A 16,951-nucleotide genomic window follows, 5' to 3' on the forward strand; every position below is an offset into this window, starting at 1 on the left:
TATGCTCGCCCTCGGCAAACTGCTTGAACTGACCCTCGCCGGCCGCGAACCGGCGGAGAAGACTCAACTGACTGTCGAAGGCGTACGGATGCGCTGGTTGAGCGAGGGCGCCCTGGAGGTCAAGCCGCCCGAAGCCCGGGACAACGGCCTGGACCTGCTGCTGTCGGCCGGTATCCATGGCAATGAAACCGCGCCGATCGAGTTGCTCGATCGCCTGCTGCACGACATTGCCCGTGGCGACCTGAAACCACGGGCACGCATTCTTTTTCTGTTCGGCAACCCCGAGGCGATTCGTCGCGGCGAGCGTTTTGTCGAGCAGGACGTCAACCGGCTGTTCAACGGCCGCCACGAACTGAGCGGCGGCCCCGAGGCGTTGCGCGCCTGTGAGCTGGAACGGCTGGCCGCGAGTTTCTTCAGCGTGCCGGACCGCAGCCGTCTGCACTACGACTTGCACACCGCCATTCGCGGTTCGAAGATCGAGCAGTTCGCCCTGTACCCCTGGAAGGAAGGTCGCCAACATTCACGTCGCGAGCTGGCGCGCCTGCGCGCGGCGGGCATGGAAGCGGTATTGCTGCAGAACAAACCGTCCATCGTCTTCAGCGCGTACACCTACGATCAGTTGGGCGCCGAGTCCTTCACCCTGGAACTGGGCAAGGCCCGGCCGTTCGGGCAGAACGGTGGCGTCAACGTCAACCAGCTGGAAACCCGCCTGCACCAGATCATCGAAGGCAACGAGCCGGAGCTGGAAGACAGCCTGGATGGTCTGCAACTGTTCAGCGTGGCGCGGGAAATCATCAAGCACAGCGACAGCTTCCGCCTGAACCTGCCGGCGGACATCGAGAACTTCTCGGAGCTTGAAAAAGGTTACGTCCTGGCCGAGGACATCGCCCAGACCCGCTGGGTGATCGAAGAAGAGGGCGCCCGGATCATCTTCCCGAACCCCAAGGTCAAGAATGGCTTGCGCGCGGGCATCCTGATCGTGCCGACGACTGAAGCGAACCTGGCCTAAAGCCAACGCAGAACCAATGTGGGAGCGAGCTTGCTCGCGATTGCGGTGCTTCAGTCAATGTTGAAGGTGACTGACAGTCCGCTATCGCGAGCAAGCTCGCTCCCACAGGGTCTCAGTGTTTCTTTAGACCGCTACCGCCCGCTGTTCACTGCGACGCAACGCCCGGGTCTTGTGCAGCGTATCGGCACAGGTCTTCGCCGCTTCCTGGCCCTTGTGCACGAAGTGCTCGAAGAAGAATTTCTGATGTTCTTCGCCAGCGTGGAAGTGATGCGGCGTCAGCACGACCGAAAATACCGGCACTTCGGTTTCCAGCTGGACCTGCATCAAACCGCTGATCACCGATTGCGCGACGAACTCGTGGCGATAGATGCCACCGTCCACCACCAGGCCGGCGGCGACGATGCCGGCGTAACGACCTGACTTGGCCAGCAGCTTGGCGTGCAGCGGGATTTCGAACGCGCCGCCGACTTCGAAGAAGTCGATGTCACTTTCCTGATAACCCTGGCTGATCATCTCAGTGACGAAGCCTTTACGGCTCTGGTCGACGATTTCCTTGTGCCAGCAGGCCTGGATGAACGCGACGCGCTCGCCCGGATGGGTTTTGGTCTTGCTGTCGATTGCGGTGGGTTGCATGTTCTGGTTCCTGTTTGTGTGAAAAACAGGGCGTCATGAATCGAAGGGGATTCGAGGGTACGCCGCGCACAAGACAGTCGCAGGCGGCCCTTGGGTGTCAATCCCGTTCTCTCTTCATCCGGACTATGACCGTCGGCCCCGGAATCACACCGGGTCTGCTGACCTTGTCGCTGCACTGTAAAGACCGTGTAGCACCAAGCGCTCGCGGGCTATGCGCATTGCGCGCAATTACCGCCGGTGGGGAGTTGCACCCCGCCCTGAGAACGTTTTGCCGTCACGTTTTGTGACGGCGGAGGATTTTTAACACATAACCCCTTGTGGGAGCGAGCCTGCTCGCGATGGCGTGAGATCCGCCAGCATTGATGTTGACTGACCCACCGCCATCGCGAGCAAGCTCGCTCCCACAGGTGTTTTGATTAATTCAGGTTCTGGTGGTGTTTTCCTTCGACCGGGCTTGATTATTCCTGCCCATGCCCGCAGTAATTGCCCTCCGAAAGGGAATTCCCCCACCAGAACCCGAGGCCAGATTCATGAGCGTTATCGATCTTCGCAGCGACACGGTCACCCAACCCTCCGCCAGCATGCTGGATGCCATGGCCAGCGCGCCGACCGGCGACGATGTGTATGGCGAAGACCCGACCGTCAATCGCCTCGAAGCCGAACTGGCCGCGCGCCTGGGGTTCGCGGCGGCGTTGTTCGTGCCCACGGGCACCATGAGCAACCTGCTGGGGTTGATGGCCCACTGCGAGCGCGGCGATGAATACATCGTCGGCCAGCAGGCCCACACCTACAAATACGAGGGTGGCGGTGCGGCGGTGCTCGGTTCGATCCAGCCCCAGCCCCTGGAAGTGCAGGCGGACGGCTCGCTGGACTTGGCGCAGGTGGCTGCCGCGATCAAGCCCGACGATTTCCATTTTGCCCGCACCCGCCTGCTGGCCCTGGAAAACACCATGCAGGGCAAGGTCTTGCCGCTGGAATACCTGGCGCAAGCCCGGCGTTTCACTCGGCAACATGGCCTGGCGCTGCACCTGGACGGCGCGCGGCTGTACAACGCCGCCGTCAAGCTGAATGTGGATGCCCGGGAGATCACCCAACATTTCGATTCGGTGTCGGTGTGCCTGTCCAAGGGGCTCGGTGCCCCGGTGGGCTCGGTGCTGTGCGGCACTGACGAGTTGATCGGCAAGGCCCGTCGGCTGCGCAAGATGGTCGGTGGCGGCATGCGCCAGGCCGGGATCCTCGCGGCGGCGGGGCTGTATGCCCTGGAACATAACGTCCGACGCCTGGCCGACGATCACGCCAATGCCCAGCGGCTTGCCGAGGGCTTGCGTGCGGCGGGTTATGCCGTCGAGCCGGTGCAGACCAACATGGTCTACGTGCAGATCGGCGAGCGGGCCGAGGCGATAAAGGCCTATGCCGCCGAGCGACGCATCCAGCTCAGTGCCGCGCCCCGTCTGCGCATGGTCACCCACATGGATGTCGGCGCCGGGCAAATCGACCAGGTGATCGACACTTTCGTCGAATTTTCCCGCAACTGATCCTTTCAGCGGTCCGATTGACGGTTTCTATCGCATAACACACTGTACCCCACGCAAAGGGCCGATATAATGCGGCCCTTTGCCGTTGCTTCGTCTGTTGACGTTTTGCACAGGCCTTTGGCCGCAGCCTCCGTGGAAGAACCTAATGAAAAGCGCAGAAATCCGTGAAGCCTTCCTTCGCTTCTTCGAAGAGCAAGGCCACACCCGAGTAGCCTCCAGCTCTTTGATTCCGGGCAACGACCCGACCCTGCTGTTCACCAACGCGGGGATGAACCAGTTCAAGGACTGCTTCCTGGGCCAGGAAAAACGTGCCTACACCCGCGCGGTGAGCAGCCAGAAATGCGTGCGTGCCGGTGGCAAGCACAATGACCTGGAAAACGTCGGTTATACCGCTCGTCACCACACCTTTTTCGAAATGCTGGGTAACTTCAGCTTCGGTGACTATTTCAAGCGCGACGCCATCACGTTCGCCTGGACCTTCCTGACTTCCGAAAAGTGGCTGAACCTGCCGAAGGAAAAGCTCTGGGTCACGGTCTACGCCACCGACGACGAAGCCTACGACATCTGGACCAAAGAGGTCGGTGTCCCGGCTGAACGCATGGTGCGAATCGGCGACAACAAAGGCGCACCTTACGCTTCCGACAACTTCTGGACCATGGGTGATACCGGCCCGTGCGGCCCTTGCACCGAGATCTTCTACGATCACGGCGCCGACATCTGGGGCGGCCCACCCGGCTCGCCGGAAGAAGACGGCGACCGCTACATCGAGATCTGGAACAACGTGTTCATGCAGTTCAACCGCACCGCCGACGGCGTGTTGCATCCGCTGCCGGCGCCGTCGGTAGACACCGGCATGGGCCTGGAACGGATCAGTGCGGTGTTGCAGCACGTCCACTCCAACTACGAGATCGACCTGTTCCAGAGCCTGCTGGCCGCTTCGGCCAAGGCCATCGGTTGCACCAACGACAACCAGGCCTCGCTGAAAGTGGTGGCCGACCATATCCGTTCCTGCGGCTTCCTGATCGCCGACGGCGTGCTGCCTTCCAACGAAGGTCGCGGCTATGTGCTGCGCCGGATCATTCGTCGCGCCTGCCGTCACGGCAACAAGCTGGGCGCCAAGGGCAGCTTCTTCTATCAGATCGTCGCGGCGCTCGTGGCCGAGATGGGCGAGGCCTTCCCGGAACTCAAGACTCAGCAGGCGCACATCGAACGTGTCCTCAAGGGTGAAGAAGAGCAGTTCGCCAAGACCCTGGAGCAGGGCCTGAAGATCCTCGAGCAGGATCTGGCCGAGCTCAAGGGCAACGTGGTTCCCGGTGACGTGGTGTTCAAGCTGTACGACACCTACGGCTTCCCGATGGACCTGACCGGCGACATCGCCCGCGAACGCAACCTGACCCTCGACGAGGAAGGTTTCGAGCGCGAGATGGAAGCCCAGCGCGTGCGCGCGCGCTCCGCCAGTTCCTTCGGCATGGACTACAACAGCCTGGTCAAGGTTGACGTGGCCACCGAATTTACCGGCTACACCGCGACCACCGGCTCGGCCAAGATCGTGGCGATCTACAAGGACGGGCAATCGGTCGACATCCTGAGCGAAGGCCAGGAAGGCGTGATCGTGCTGGACACGACACCTTTCTACGCCGAGTCCGGCGGCCAGATCGGCGACAGCGGCTACTTGCAGGCCGGCAACTCGCGCTTCGATGTGCGCGACACCACCAAGACCGGCGGCGCGTTCCTGCACCACGGCGTGCTGGCCTCCGGCAGCCTGATGGTCGCAGCGCCCGTGGCCGCCCATGTCGACGCCGAGGTCCGTCACGCGACTGCGTTGAACCACTCCGCGACACACTTGCTGCACGCAGCGTTGCGCCAGGTGCTGGGCGAACACGTTCAGCAGAAGGGCTCGTTGGTGGACAGCCAGCGCCTGCGCTTCGACTTCAGCCATTTCGAAGCGATCAAGCCTGAGCAACTCAAGGCGCTGGAAGACATCGTCAACGCCGAGATCCGCAAGAACTCCCCGGTAGAGACCGAGGAAACCGACATCGAGACCGCCAAGCGCAAAGGCGCGATGGCGCTGTTCGGCGAGAAGTACGGCGACAACGTGCGCGTGCTGAGCATGGGCGATTTCTCGGTGGAGCTGTGCGGTGGCATCCACGCCAATCGTACCGGCGATATCGGCCTGCTGAAGATCATCAGCGAAGGCGGCGTGGCCTCCGGTGTGCGGCGTATCGAGGCGGTCACTGGCGCTGCTGCGCTGGCCTACCTCAACGCGGCTGAGGAACAACTCAAGGAAGCGGCGAGCCTGATCAAGGGCAGCCGTGACAACCTGATCGACAAGCTGTCGGCTGTGCTGGAACGCAACCGCCTGCTGGAAAAGCAGCTCGAACAGCTGCAGGCCAAGGCTGCCAGTGCCGCGGGCGACGATCTGTCGGCCCAGGCGGTGGACGTCAAGGGCGTGAAGGTGCTGGCTGTGCGTCTCGACGGCCAGGACGGCAAGGCGCTGCTGGCGCTGGTCGATCAACTGAAAAACAAACTCGGCCGCGCAGTGATCCTGCTCGGCGGTGTCCATGAGGAAAAGGTCGTTCTCGTCGCAGGCGTGACCAAAGACCTGACTGGCCAACTCAAAGCCGGTGATTTGATGAAGCAGGCCGCTGCGGCAGTGGGCGGGAAGGGCGGTGGTCGTCCGGACATGGCGCAAGGCGGCGGTACCGACGCCAGCGCCCTGGACGCGGCACTGGCCCAGACCGTTGCATTTGTAGAGCAGGGCATTTAAGGCAGTGCCCCGGGTTCGCCAAGGCGGGCCCGGGCGCTGTTGAGATTATTTGGGCGCCCTTCATGGGCAGAGGCGGCTTTGAAATGGCTTTGATCGTACAGAAATTTGGAGGCACCTCGGTCGGCACCGTCGAGAGAATCGAACAAGTCGCCGACAAGGTTAAGAAATTCCGTGACGCTGGCGATGACCTGGTGGTCGTGCTGTCGGCAATGAGCGGCGAGACCAACCGTCTGATCGATCTGGCCAAGCAAATCAGCGGCGACCAGCAACCGGTCCCCCGTGAGCTGGACGTAATCGTTTCCACTGGCGAGCAGGTGACCATCGCCTTGCTGGCCATGGCGCTGATCAAGCGTGGCGTACCGGCGGTGTCCTACACCGGCAACCAGGTGCGTATCCTGACCGACAGTGCGCATAACAAAGCGCGTATCCTGCAGATCGACGACCAGAAGATTCGCGGCGACCTGAAGGCTGGCCGCGTCGTGGTTGTCGCCGGTTTCCAGGGCGTGGACGAGCACGGCAACATCACCACCCTCGGCCGTGGCGGTTCCGATACCACTGGCGTGGCCCTGGCGGCAGCCCTCAAGGCTGACGAGTGCCAGATCTACACCGATGTGGACGGCGTCTACACCACCGATCCGCGGGTCGTGCCCGTGGCTCAGCGCCTGGACAAGATCACCTTCGAAGAGATGCTGGAAATGGCCAGCCTCGGTTCCAAGGTGTTGCAGATCCGCGCGGTGGAGTTCGCCGGCAAGTACAACGTTCCGCTGCGCGTTCTGCACAGCTTCAAGGAGGGTCCGGGCACCCTCATTACTATCGATGAAGAGGAATCCATGGAACAGCCGATCATTTCCGGCATCGCTTTCAACCGCGATGAAGCCAAGCTGACCATCCGTGGCGTGCCAGACACCCCCGGCGTGGCGTTCAAGATTCTCGGCCCGATCAGCGCGGCCAACATTGAAGTCGACATGATCGTGCAGAACGTCGCGCACGATAACACCACCGACTTCACCTTCACCGTGCACCGCAACGATTACCAGGCCGCTGAAACCGTGCTGAAAAAGACCGCTGGCGAGATTGGCGCCCGGGAAGTGGTGGGCGACACCAAGATCGCCAAGGTCTCGATCGTCGGCGTCGGCATGCGCTCCCACGCAGGCGTGGCCAGCCGCATGTTCGAATCGCTGGCCAAGGAAAGCATCAACATCCAGATGATCTCCACCTCGGAAATCAAGGTGTCGGTGGTAATCGAAGAGAAGTACCTGGAACTGGCCGTGCGCGCCCTGCACACGGCTTTTGAACTCGACGCTGCGGCCCGACAGGGCGAGTAAGGCGTTACCTTGAGGGCGCGGTTTCGACCGCGCCCTTTGTTTTTCCGGATGGCATGTCCCAAAACTGTTCTTTTGCGCCCGCTGGTCAATACTAGGCCTGTGGGCTGCGACCGTTTCGCTTGTAGGTGTCATGCCCTTATTTTGCAGACTGTTGTTCCTGAACTGAATCGCGTGAGGAGAAAGGTATGCTGATTCTGACCCGTCGGTGCGCAGAGAGCCTGATTATTGGCGATGGCGAAATCACCGTGACCGTGCTCGGCGTCAAAGGAAACCAAGTGCGTATCGGCGTCAACGCGCCGAAAGAGGTCGCTGTGCACCGGGAGGAAATTTACCTGCGTATCAAGAAAGAGAAGGACGACGAACCAAGCCATTAATTTTTATCGATTTTTATGTTTGCAAACGGGGATGAAGGTGGTTAATATACGCCCCGTGTTGCGGAGAGCTGGCCGAGTGGCCGAAGGCGCTCCCCTGCTAAGGGAGTACACCTCAAAAGGGTGTCGGGGGTTCGAATCCCCCGTTCTCCGCCATTATTCGTTTAGTGCGCTGTCTCTGGCTTGATCGGTAAGTGTTTGAAATTACTGAAAAAAGCGCTTTACAAAAAGATTCGGCGACCTATAATGCGCGGCAACAAATGCACTCGTAGCTCAGCTGGATAGAGTACTCGGCTACGAACCGAGCGGTCACAGGTTCGAATCCTGTCGAGTGCACCATTTAAGAGTTGCTTGCAGCGATGCAAATAACTTGGCTACAACCAGTTGTGATCTGGTATAAAACCACAACTTGCACTCGTAGCTCAGCTGGATAGAGTACTCGGCTACGAACCGAGCGGTCACAGGTTCGAATCCTGTCGAGTGCACCAAACACCAAAAAGCCTGCGTTTAACGCGGGCTTTTTGCTGTCTGGGATTTAACGTTTCACGCAGCCTTTCCCATCGAACGCGACCTCGGTGCTGCGGCCGTTCCTCTTTTTGTAGGTATAGCGCGTGTTTGAATTCCGCACCTTGATCGTGTCGGGCCTGCCGAGTGCGCTCTCCACGTCTTGCTGGTTCATGCCAGCGATTACCCGCCGATTCATGATTGCCTCCCGGCGCTGACTGGCGTCGATCAGATTCCCGCAGTCGTCCTCCAGCTGGCCAACGATGGTCGGTGCCTTGCGTCTGTTTGTGTTGCCGGATGTTTTCAGCGGCTGCGCTTCCGGCAGCAGCGGTGCGACGTGGCCTGGGTTGAATGAGTTTATCTGCTGCACGGACAGGATCTCCCCGGACGGGCAGCCCAGGCTCGTGAACGTCACCTGCCCGGCGCCGTTTTCGCAGCGATGCACGGTTTGTGCGGCGCTCCAGAGAGGCAGGCAGGCTAAGGCGGCGATTGGAAACAGACAGCGGTTTGCGGGCATCCGGACTTCCTCCTTGACCGTTGGTGGAGAAGGGTAGCCGCTACATTTGCGCCGCAGCGTGTGTTTTCTTTTCAGAATAAGTCGTCGTAAATGCAGAGGTTCAGCCTGTGTTCAGGTTTGTCTCGCAAGCGCTTGTTCTTGCCACGATTTTTTAACGTTCTAGAGCGTCAAGCGGTGTATGATTGCGGCCGTCAGCCCCGCCGGGGCTTTGGAATATCTTCATGGACTTACCCAGTAGTTACTCAATATCGCGTTTTACCAATCATGAATTGACTGATTGATCCTTCCGGCGTGCTCCACTGCTGGGAGTGGAGTTCGCCTATGACCGAAGTAGAAGTAAAAAAAACGCAGGAAAGCCTTCAGGATCGCCTCGCTCAAGTCGTTGAGCTGCTGCATCGTCAGCGGGTCGTGGAAGACCTGACGCATCGCCAGGAAGGCCCTCATTCCGACCGGGTCGGGAACCTGGTCCACCGGCAGAATCTCGTCGAGTTGCAGCGCAAGCTCGATGACCTGCACTCGGCCGACGTCGCCTACATCCTTGAAGCCTTGCCACTGGAAGAACGTCTGACGGTCTGGCAACTGGTCCAGGCCGATCGCGACGGTGACATCCTGCTGGAAGTGTCCGACTCGGTTCGTGAAACCCTGATCGCCGACATGGATGATCACGAGCTGTTGGCGGCGGCCAAGGAAATGGACGCCGACGAACTCGCCGACCTCGCCCCCGAACTGCCGCGCGACGTTGTCCATGAGCTGATGGAGGCGCTTGATGGGCAACAGCGCGAGCGTGTCCGCTCGGCGTTGTCCTACGATGAGGAGCAGGTCGGTGCGCTGATGGACTTCGAGATGGTGACGATCCGCGAGGACGTCAGCCTTGAAGTGGTCTTGCGTTACCTGCGTCGCCTCAAGGAGCTGCCGGGGCATACCGACAAACTCTTCGTGGTTGATTACGACGGCGTGCTCAAGGGCGTGCTGCCGATCAAGCGGCTGCTCGTCAATGATCCAGAGAAGCAGGTTGCCGAGGTCATGGCCAGCGACACTGTGAGCTTCCATCCCGACGAAAATGCCTACGACGCGGCCCAGGCATTCGAGCGTTATGACTTGATTTCCGCGCCGGTGGTGGACAAGAACGGCAAACTGATCGGCCGTCTCACCATCGACGAAATGGTTGACCTGATTCGTGAGGAAAGCGAAAGCGAAGTCCTCAGCATGGCCGGTCTGCGAGAAGAGGAAGACATCTTCGCTTCGGTCTGGAGATCCCTGCGTAACCGTTGGGCCTGGCTGGCGGTCAATCTGGTTACGGCGTTTGTCGCTTCTCGCGTCATCGGCCTGTTCGAAGGCTCCATCGAGAAACTGGTAGCGCTGGCGGCGTTGATGCCTATCGTAGCCGGTATCGGCGGCAACTCTGGCAACCAGACCATCACCATGATCGTTCGCGCCATGGCGCTGGACCAGGTCAGCACCGGCAATACGTCGCGATTGATGCGCAAGGAGCTGGCTGTGGCGTTGATCAATGGCGTGATCTGGGGCGGCGTGATCGGCGTGGTGGCGTACCTGCTATATGGCAGTTGGTCGCTGGGTGTGGTGATGACTGCGGCGATGACGCTCAATCTGCTGCTGGCGGCGTTGATGGGGGTATTGATCCCGATGACCCTGGCCCGCCTGGGGCGCGACCCGGCAATGGGCGCCAGCGTGATGATTACCGCCATGACGGACAGCGGAGGGTTCTTCATCTTCCTGGGCCTGGCGACGATTTTCCTGCTCTGAATGGCTTCTCAAGAAGCCCGCCTGTTTGGCGGGCTTTTTTGTGCGCGATGGTTTTTGCCAGGAGCCGGATTCCAGGCAAAAAAAAAGCCAGCACAAGGCTGGCTTTAACAATTGGGTGGCGATCAGGACGCGTCTGCGGCCATTTCTGCGTCGTGGGCAATCAGCGAAACGAGGGCGTTCTGCTGACGATGGGAAAGTTGTCGGAAGCGTTGAAGCAACTCGCGCTCGTGCAACGACAGCTCAGGGCTGTCCAGGCGCATGCTCAACTCTTCACCCAGTGCCCCTTCCTGAATCAGGCTTTGCTCAAGGCGCGCGATGATTTCGGAGTTCATGCTGCGGTGATGATTACGAGCCACCTCGGCAATGCGTTCCCGCATTCCGTCTGGCAGACGCACGACGAACTTGTCAGCCGTACGGCTGGAATAAATTGCCTGTTTCATTGGGCGCATATTTATTTAACCGGTTAGTTCAGGGGAGCGGTTCTCGGGATTGGCCGCAGGATGTCGATAGGACAAGGTCCGCAGCCAAATGTTCAACCTGAATTGTTAAGAGGCCCGCATGATGCCTCAAAATTGCCAGATCATTGGCGCCAATTCTGTGACAAATTCTGATCCGGGTAAAGGCGTTATGCCAGCACCCTTCGTCAAAAAATGCGGACTGGTTTGAAAAAACATACAGGTTCCGCATTTGTGACCACTGCATCGTGTCGTTGTGCCATACCGTTTGGCGGATAACCGCTACGGAGCACAATGGCGACTGTCCTTGCTTTGTATAGGATAGTGGCAAAATGCCGATTTACTAGGCCGACAAGCCGGGGATGGATGAATGGTGGCTGGATTCGCCAGGTCTGTGCTCTGCGCAGAGGCCCAGCCGCACCATTTGCCTACACTTATCAGGCAACGACGACATGACAAACGCGAGAGCGGCCGTTAACATGCACGCCGTCCAACGCACCGCGTTTCTCGCGGTCGACCCGTGTCTCAGTAGCTCAATTGGATAGAGCATCCCCCTCCTAAGGGGAAGGTTGGCAGTTCGAACCTGCCCTGGGACACCATTTTTCGCACCAGCCCCCCAACGCCGATCTACTCTCCCTTAACGGAACGCCATCTGCTGCCGATAACCCGATGAGTCTCCTTTCCTGACGTCCCGGCGTTGTGGAACGGTGTTTCGTTTGTTTCGCCATTGAGTTCATTTTTTCTTATTTGCCTGGACATCCTCGATGCTGGCGTACCACCAAAAAAGTTTTCTGATCGTCGATGATTTCTCGGATTTCCGCAGTTCCGTCCGGTCCATGTTGCGGGAGCTGGGCGTCAAGGACGTGGATACCGCTGATACCGGTGAAGTGGCCCTGCGCATGTGCTCGCAGAAACGCTACGACTTTATCCTGCAGGATTATCACCTGGGCGACGGGCGCAAGAATGGCCAGCAGGTGCTGGAAGACCTGATGGTCGAGAAGCTGATCAGCCATGAAAGCGTGTTCCTCATGGTGACCGCCGAGACCAGCCAGGCGATGGTGCTCAGTGCCCTGGAACATGAGCCGGATGCGTACCTGACCAAGCCGTTCAATCGCTCCGGCCTGGCCCAGCGGTTGGAGCGGCTCGAGCAGCGCAAGACCTTGCTCAAGCCGATCCTGCAAGCCCTTGACCGTGGCAAGCCGATGGAGGTGCTCAATGCCTGTATCGCTCTTTGCAAGCAGGACCCTCGCTACGGGCCGTTGTGCCTGCGTTATCGCGCCGATGCGTTATGCGACCTGAATCAGAACGAGGCCCTTGAGCGTTTGTACAACTCCATCATCGCGGATCGTCCGTTGCCTTGGGCGTACGCGGGGCTGGGGAAGTTGCTGTTCAAGCGCGGGCAGGTGGGCGAGGCCAAGGCTGTCTATGAAAAAGCCTTGAAAGCTTTTCCAATGATGCCCGCCCTGTACGACGGCATGGCCGATGTGCTGGTGGCCGAAGGTGATACGAAGCAGGCGCAAAACGTGCTGGAAGAGGCGGTGCGCCTGTCGCCCCTTGCGGTGCGCCGGCAAGCGCTGCTGGGCAAGCTGGCAATGACCAACGAAGATTACGACACCGCGTCGAGAGCCTACCGCCAGGCGGTGGGGCAGGGCGCGCAGTCGCGCTTCAAGGACCCGGAAACCAACCTCGGCCTGGCCCATGCGCTGATCAGCAAGGGCAGCGAGAAAGGCCTGGATACCCGCACTCGCCTGGAAATCAACACGACGCTCAGCGCCGTGGCCAAGGAAAACCCCAGCGATCCGGGGCTGCAAGTCCGGGCGCGGCTGATGAAGGCCACGAGCCTGTTGCTCAACGATGCCGAAACCGCCGAGAAGCTCACCGAGCAGGCGTTGCAGCGCCTCGACGGCATGGAGCAATTCATGAGCGCCGAAGCCGCCTTGCTGGTGGCCAAGCAGTTGCAGATGCTTGGGCAGACCAGCGCCGGCGAGTCGATGCTGAAGAACTGCGCGGAAATCTACGGCGATGACCCGACGGTGATGCAAGGCATCGCCAAGCTCACCGATGACCCCAACATTCTCAATCAGGGCAATGCCGCTGCCGAGCTGAACCGTGAAGGTGTGCGCGTCTACAAGACCGGCGCCTTGCCCGAGGCGCGAGAGCTGTTCCGGCGCGCCCTGAAGCTGCAACCAAAAAACATCAGTATTGCCCTGAACATGGCGCAATCCCTGCTACACGGCACCGATACCAGCGTCGAATCGGAGCTGCTCCAGGAATGTCGCGCCTGCCTGAAACTGGTGGGCATGATGCCCGATACCGATGCGCGTTTTGCGCGCTATCAGAAACTGCGAAGCAAGGCATTTGGCGATGAATGACAGCGAACAGGCTCTCGATTTTTCCACGGTGATTGCATCTACCGTGCACGACATGAAGAACTCCCTGACCTTGCTCATGCAGGCTCATACGCAATGGCTCGAGCGTTTGCCGGAGTCCGAGCGACAGACTTCGGAGCAGGGCGTGATGGACTTCGAGTTCGCCCACCTCAACGGCCTGCTGGTGCAACTGCTGGGGCTGTACAAGCTGGGGGTCAACCAGTTGCCATTGCATCCGGCCTATCATGAGCTGGATGACTTCATCGAAGCGCAGCTGGCCGGCCATCAGGACGTGTTCCGCAGCCGCGGAATCATGGCCACCTACGAAGTCGACCCGCTGAGTCCTCTGGGCTTTTTTGATCGTGAGTTGATTGCCTCGGTGCTCGACAACATGATCAACAACGCGATTCGCCATGCTCGGCAGACGCTCTTGATCAGTGTGAGCGACGAGGCCGGGCAGTTGGTATTGACCATCAATGACGACGGCGAAGGCTATCCAGCTGCGATGATCGAGCGTCAGGCCGAGTATGTGCAGGGCATCAACCACAGCACCGGCAGCACCGGCCTGGGCCTGTATTTCGCCGCGAGGATCGCCGGTCTGCATCAGCGGGGTGGCTTGAGCGGGCGTACCGAGATTGCCAATGGCGGCGTGCTGGGCGGCGGCGTGTTCAGGCTTTATCTGCCCTGAACAAAACCTCTCGCAACATTTCCCTCACCTGTGGGAGCGAGCCCGATCGCGAAGGCGTCCGCCCATTCGATACTGAGTTGGCTGATCCGCCACCTTCGCGAGCAGGCTCGCTCCCACAGTTGTTTCAGTAGCAGCTGTTTATTTTTGTAGCTGCTTGATATTCCGAACAGCCGGAGCCTATTTTGTACGAGTTGCCGTTCGCGGCTCGCACATAACAAGGATTGCGTCATGACGACCGATGGCCAGCGTTCACTCGCACAGCGACTGACGGGCATTGATGAGATTGAATGTGTCACGCCGGATTTGAATGGCGTGCCGCGAGGCAAGGTGATGACCGCCGAGGGCTTCCTCGAAGGCCGGCGGTTGCAAATGGCGCGGGGCGTGCTGCTGCAATGCATCATGGGCGGTTACCCGCCGTCGCGTTTTTATGGCAGCGATGATGGCGACCTGGCGCTGGTGGCCGATCCGAAACAGATCCATCGCTTGCCATGGAGTCATCCGCCCCGTGCCCTGGCGATTTGCGACGCCGACGAGCTCAGCGGGGAGAGCTCGCCGCTGTCAACCCGTGGTCAGCTCAAGGCTGTGGTAGCGCGCTATGCGGCGCATGGGCTGGCGCCGGTCGTCGCGACGGAACTGGAGTTTTTTGTCTTCGCAGCCAATCCGGATCCGACCCAGCCGTTCCGACCGCCGGTGGGCCTGGACGGACGCCGCGAAGACGGCCAGTCGGCGTTCAGCGTCAGCTCCAATAATGGCTTGCGACCGTTCTTTACTGAAGTCTACGAATGCATGGCGGCGTTGGGTTTGCCGCGCGATACGTTCATGCATGAAATGGGCGTGAGCCAGTTCGAAATCAATCTGCTGCATGGCGACCCTCTGTTGCTGGCCGACCAGACGTTCCTGTTCAAGCACTTGCTCAAGGAAGTGGCGCTCAAGCACGGCCTGACGGTGGTCTGCATGGCCAAGCCCCTGGCGCAGACGCCAGGCAGTTCGATGCATATTCACCAGAGCGTCGTCGAGCTGGACAGTGGGCGGAATGTATTCAGCGACGAGGCGGGCGAGCCGACGGCTGTTTTCCGTCACTTCATCGGTGGGCAGCAGGCCGGCATGGCGGATTTCACCGCACTGTTCGCGCCGAACGTGAATTCCTATCACCGCTTGTGCCACCCGTTTGCTTCGCCAAACAACGCCTGTTGGTCCCATGACAATCGTTCGGCCGGGTTGCGCATTCCGGCCAGTTCGCCGGCGGCCCGACGGGTCGAGAACCGCTTGCCGGGCGCTGACGCCAACCCGTACCTGGCGATCGCGGCGAGCCTGGCGGCCGGGCTGTATGGCATCGAAAACCGGCTGGAGCCAAGCGCCGCAATCCAGGGCGAATTCGAAGTGCCGGAGAATCTCTCCCTGCCATGTACCTTGCATGCGGCCCTTGAGCGTCTCAAGCGTAGCCACTTGGCGAAGGAACTGTTCGGCAGCGAGTTCATCGAAGGTTACATCGCTTCGAAGAGCCTGGAACTGACCAGTTTCTTTGACGAGATCACGCCTTGGGAGCGGCGCGTCCTGGCGGCCCAGGCATAACCAACCGTCGCATTCGGGCTATCTTCAGAAGGTAGCCCTCACTCACCTCAAGGAGCCGCTCGGAACGCCGATGCGCCAAATCTGGAAACCTTTTCGAGCGCTTTATTTCGCCTCGCTGATGATGCTCATCGGCTCGGGCCTCCTGAGTACGTACCTGGCCTTGCGTCTGGCTGCCGACAACGTCGACAGCCTGTGGGTCGGTGCGCTGATGGCCGCCAACTATTTCGGCCTGGTACTGGGCGGCAAGATCGGCCATCGGCTGATCGCCCGCGTCGGGCATATTCGGGCCTATTCGGCCTGCGCCGGGATCGTCGGCGCGGCGGTATTGGGCCACGGCCTGGTGAACTGGCTGCCGGCCTGGATCGTGCTGCGGATGATTGTCGGCCTCGGCATGATGTGCCAGTACATGGTTATCGAGAGCTGGCTCAACGAGCAGGCCGAGGCCAAGCAGCGCGGGGTGGTGTTCAGCGGCTACATGATCGCCTCGTACCTGGGGCTGGTGCTGGGCCAGTTGATCCTGGTCATGCACCCGGCCCTGGGCCTGGAATTGCTGATGCTGGTGGCGCTGTGTTTCGCCCTGTGCCTGGTGCCCGTGGCGCTGACCCGGCGGATTCACCCGGCGCCGCTGCATCCGGCACCGATGGAGCCGCGCTTCTTTATCAAGCGCGTGCCGCAATCGTTGACCACGGTGCTTGGTTCGGGGCTGATCGTCGGTTCCTTCTACGGCCTGGCGCCGCTGTACGCTTCCCAGCAGGGGCTTACTACCGAGCAGGTCGGTCTGTTCATGGGTAGCTGCATCTTTGCCGGCCTGCTGGTGCAGTGGCCGCTGGGTTGGCTGTCGGATCGTTACGATCGTGCGCTGCTGATCCGCTGCTTCGCGCTGATCCTGGTGGTGTGCGCGTTGCCGCTGGCCATCCTGCCGAAGGTGCCGGTGGAAGTCCTGTTCATCGCCGGATTCTGCTGTTCGCTGGTGCAGTTCTGTTTGTATCCGTTGGCGGTGGCGTTTTCCAACGACCACGTCGAAGGCGATCGCCGAGTGTCGCTTACGGCCATGTTGCTGGTGACTTACGGCGTGGGCGCCAGTATCGGTCCGTTGGCGGCCGGGGTGCTGATGAAGTTGTTCGGTAGCCAGATGTTGTACGGATTTTTCGCCTTGTTCGCTTTGGTGCTGGTGTGGCGGATCCGGCCGAAAGCGGTCACCAACTTGCATCAGGTCGATGATGCGCCGCTGCACCACGTGGCCATGCCGGACAACATGACCAGCTCACCGTTGGTGGCATGTCTCGACCCTCGGGTAGACGAGCAGGTTGTCCAGGATCAGATGCAGACCTCGCCCAACCCCGACGTGGAGCCTGAGCCTGAGCCGGAATTGGAGCCGGTCACCGAAGGCGCGGACGACGAACCGCCAGCCTCCGATTTCACCCAGGCCAGGCCTTGAAGCG

Annotated in this window: 13 protein-coding genes, 4 tRNA genes and 1 riboswitch; of the genes, 14 read left to right on the plus strand and 3 right to left on the minus strand. The window is 60.3% G+C overall.

Annotated elements, in window-relative coordinates:
• The first annotated feature begins 1 nt into the window (after nt 1).
• Nucleotides 2-1,009 carry a succinylglutamate desuccinylase gene (gene astE, locus J3P94_RS07345; protein WP_434572354.1) on the plus strand — a complete coding sequence of 336 codons (1,008 nt, stop codon included), beginning with the start codon at nt 2-4 and terminating at the stop codon, nt 1,007-1,009.
• Between the two features lie 123 nt (nt 1,010-1,132).
• On the opposite strand, the gene J3P94_RS07350 is transcribed toward astE, so the two are convergent.
• Nucleotides 1,133-1,642: a 6,7-dimethyl-8-ribityllumazine synthase gene (locus J3P94_RS07350; RefSeq protein ID WP_305499349.1), complete on the minus strand. Its 510-nt coding sequence runs from the start codon at nt 1,640-1,642 to the stop codon at nt 1,133-1,135.
• Nucleotides 1,643-1,743: 101 nt separating this feature from the next.
• Nucleotides 1,744-1,911, minus strand: a riboswitch (FMN riboswitch).
• Between the two features lie 261 nt (nt 1,912-2,172).
• Here J3P94_RS07350 and ltaE point away from each other — a divergent pair.
• The 7 genes from ltaE to J3P94_RS07385 all read left to right on the plus strand — a co-directional run bounded on the left by ltaE (nt 2,173) and on the right by J3P94_RS07385 (nt 8,128).
• On the plus strand, nt 2,173-3,177 hold the full coding sequence (ltaE, locus tag J3P94_RS07355) for a low-specificity L-threonine aldolase (protein ID WP_434572357.1): 1,005 nt from the start codon (nt 2,173-2,175) through the stop codon (nt 3,175-3,177).
• A gap of 145 nt (nt 3,178-3,322) precedes the next feature.
• Nucleotides 3,323-5,944: an alanine--tRNA ligase gene (gene alaS / locus J3P94_RS07360; protein ID WP_434572359.1), complete on the plus strand. Its 2,622-nt coding sequence runs from the start codon at nt 3,323-3,325 to the stop codon at nt 5,942-5,944.
• 83 nt (nt 5,945-6,027) lie between these two features.
• Entirely contained in the window at nt 6,028-7,269 is a 1,242-nt protein-coding gene (locus J3P94_RS07365) for an aspartate kinase (RefSeq protein ID WP_305499355.1), read from the plus strand.
• A gap of 185 nt (nt 7,270-7,454) precedes the next feature.
• Nucleotides 7,455-7,643, plus strand: a complete 189-nt coding sequence (csrA, locus tag J3P94_RS07370; protein ID WP_003178872.1) for a carbon storage regulator CsrA — start codon at nt 7,455-7,457, stop codon at nt 7,641-7,643.
• Between the two features lie 62 nt (nt 7,644-7,705).
• Nucleotides 7,706-7,796, plus strand: a tRNA-Ser gene (locus J3P94_RS07375).
• Between the two features lie 106 nt (nt 7,797-7,902).
• Nucleotides 7,903-7,979: transfer RNA gene (locus J3P94_RS07380), tRNA-Arg, on the plus strand.
• A gap of 72 nt (nt 7,980-8,051) precedes the next feature.
• A tRNA-Arg gene (locus J3P94_RS07385) sits at nt 8,052-8,128 on the plus strand.
• A gap of 47 nt (nt 8,129-8,175) precedes the next feature.
• Here J3P94_RS07385 and J3P94_RS07390 read toward each other — a convergent pair.
• Complete coding sequence (locus tag J3P94_RS07390) at nt 8,176-8,661, minus strand: cell envelope protein SmpA (RefSeq protein WP_434572361.1); 486 nt, start codon at nt 8,659-8,661, stop codon at nt 8,176-8,178.
• Nucleotides 8,662-8,982: 321 nt separating this feature from the next.
• Here J3P94_RS07390 and mgtE point away from each other — a divergent pair, with 321 nt between their 5' ends.
• Entirely contained in the window at nt 8,983-10,425 is a 1,443-nt protein-coding gene (gene mgtE, locus J3P94_RS07395; protein ID WP_434572363.1) for a magnesium transporter, read from the plus strand.
• Nucleotides 10,426-10,547: 122 nt separating this feature from the next.
• Here the strand turns inward: mgtE and J3P94_RS07400 are convergent, their stop codons facing one another.
• Nucleotides 10,548-10,874, minus strand: coding sequence for an Arc family DNA-binding protein (locus J3P94_RS07400; RefSeq protein WP_010226671.1), 327 nt, complete (start codon nt 10,872-10,874; stop codon nt 10,548-10,550).
• A gap of 528 nt (nt 10,875-11,402) precedes the next feature.
• Between J3P94_RS07400 and J3P94_RS07405 the strand changes: the two genes are divergently transcribed.
• The 5 genes from J3P94_RS07405 to J3P94_RS07425 all read left to right on the plus strand — a co-directional run bounded on the left by J3P94_RS07405 (nt 11,403) and on the right by J3P94_RS07425 (nt 16,947).
• Nucleotides 11,403-11,479 (plus strand) — tRNA-Arg (locus tag J3P94_RS07405).
• 165 nt (nt 11,480-11,644) lie between these two features.
• Nucleotides 11,645-13,252 (plus strand): response regulator, encoded by a 1,608-nt coding sequence (locus J3P94_RS07410; RefSeq protein ID WP_434572365.1) that lies wholly within the window; start codon nt 11,645-11,647, stop codon nt 13,250-13,252.
• Nucleotides 13,245-13,937, plus strand: a complete 693-nt coding sequence (locus tag J3P94_RS07415) for a sensor histidine kinase (RefSeq protein ID WP_434572366.1) — start codon at nt 13,245-13,247, stop codon at nt 13,935-13,937. Before J3P94_RS07410 ends, J3P94_RS07415 begins: the two co-directional genes overlap by 8 nt.
• 330 nt (nt 13,938-14,267) lie before the next feature.
• Entirely contained in the window at nt 14,268-15,509 is a 1,242-nt protein-coding gene (locus J3P94_RS07420; RefSeq protein WP_434574122.1) for a glutamine synthetase family protein, read from the plus strand.
• A 70-nt stretch (nt 15,510-15,579) separates the two neighbouring features.
• Entirely contained in the window at nt 15,580-16,947 is a 1,368-nt protein-coding gene (locus tag J3P94_RS07425; protein ID WP_434572368.1) for an MFS transporter, read from the plus strand.
• The last annotated feature ends 4 nt before the right edge of the window (nt 16,948-16,951 follow it).

It is taken from the genome of Pseudomonas sp. Z3-8, from assembly GCF_051131975.1.
GTDB lineage: Bacteria > Pseudomonadota > Gammaproteobacteria > Pseudomonadales > Pseudomonadaceae > Aquipseudomonas.

Coding starts and splice junctions, on each gene's coding strand:
- alaS (WP_434572359.1), top strand. CDS start 3,323: ATGAAAAGCGCAGAAATCCGTGAAGCCTTCCTTCGCTTCTTCGAAGAG.
- J3P94_RS07350 (WP_305499349.1), bottom strand. CDS start 1,642: ATGCAACCCACCGCAATCGACAGCAAGACCAAAACCCATCCGGGCGAG.
- J3P94_RS07400 (WP_010226671.1), bottom strand. CDS start 10,874: ATGCGCCCAATGAAACAGGCAATTTATTCCAGCCGTACGGCTGACAAG.
- J3P94_RS07390 (WP_434572361.1), bottom strand. CDS start 8,661: ATGCCCGCAAACCGCTGTCTGTTTCCAATCGCCGCCTTAGCCTGCCTG.
- J3P94_RS07365 (WP_305499355.1), top strand. CDS start 6,028: ATGGCTTTGATCGTACAGAAATTTGGAGGCACCTCGGTCGGCACCGTC.
- J3P94_RS07410 (WP_434572365.1), top strand. CDS start 11,645: ATGCTGGCGTACCACCAAAAAAGTTTTCTGATCGTCGATGATTTCTCG.
- mgtE (WP_434572363.1), top strand. CDS start 8,983: ATGACCGAAGTAGAAGTAAAAAAAACGCAGGAAAGCCTTCAGGATCGC.
- J3P94_RS07425 (WP_434572368.1), top strand. CDS start 15,580: ATGCGCCAAATCTGGAAACCTTTTCGAGCGCTTTATTTCGCCTCGCTG.
- J3P94_RS07415 (WP_434572366.1), top strand. CDS start 13,245: ATGAATGACAGCGAACAGGCTCTCGATTTTTCCACGGTGATTGCATCT.
- J3P94_RS07420 (WP_434574122.1), top strand. CDS start 14,268: ATGACCGCCGAGGGCTTCCTCGAAGGCCGGCGGTTGCAAATGGCGCGG.
- csrA (WP_003178872.1), top strand. CDS start 7,455: ATGCTGATTCTGACCCGTCGGTGCGCAGAGAGCCTGATTATTGGCGAT.
- astE (WP_434572354.1), top strand. CDS start 2: ATGCTCGCCCTCGGCAAACTGCTTGAACTGACCCTCGCCGGCCGCGAA.
- ltaE (WP_434572357.1), top strand. CDS start 2,173: ATGAGCGTTATCGATCTTCGCAGCGACACGGTCACCCAACCCTCCGCC.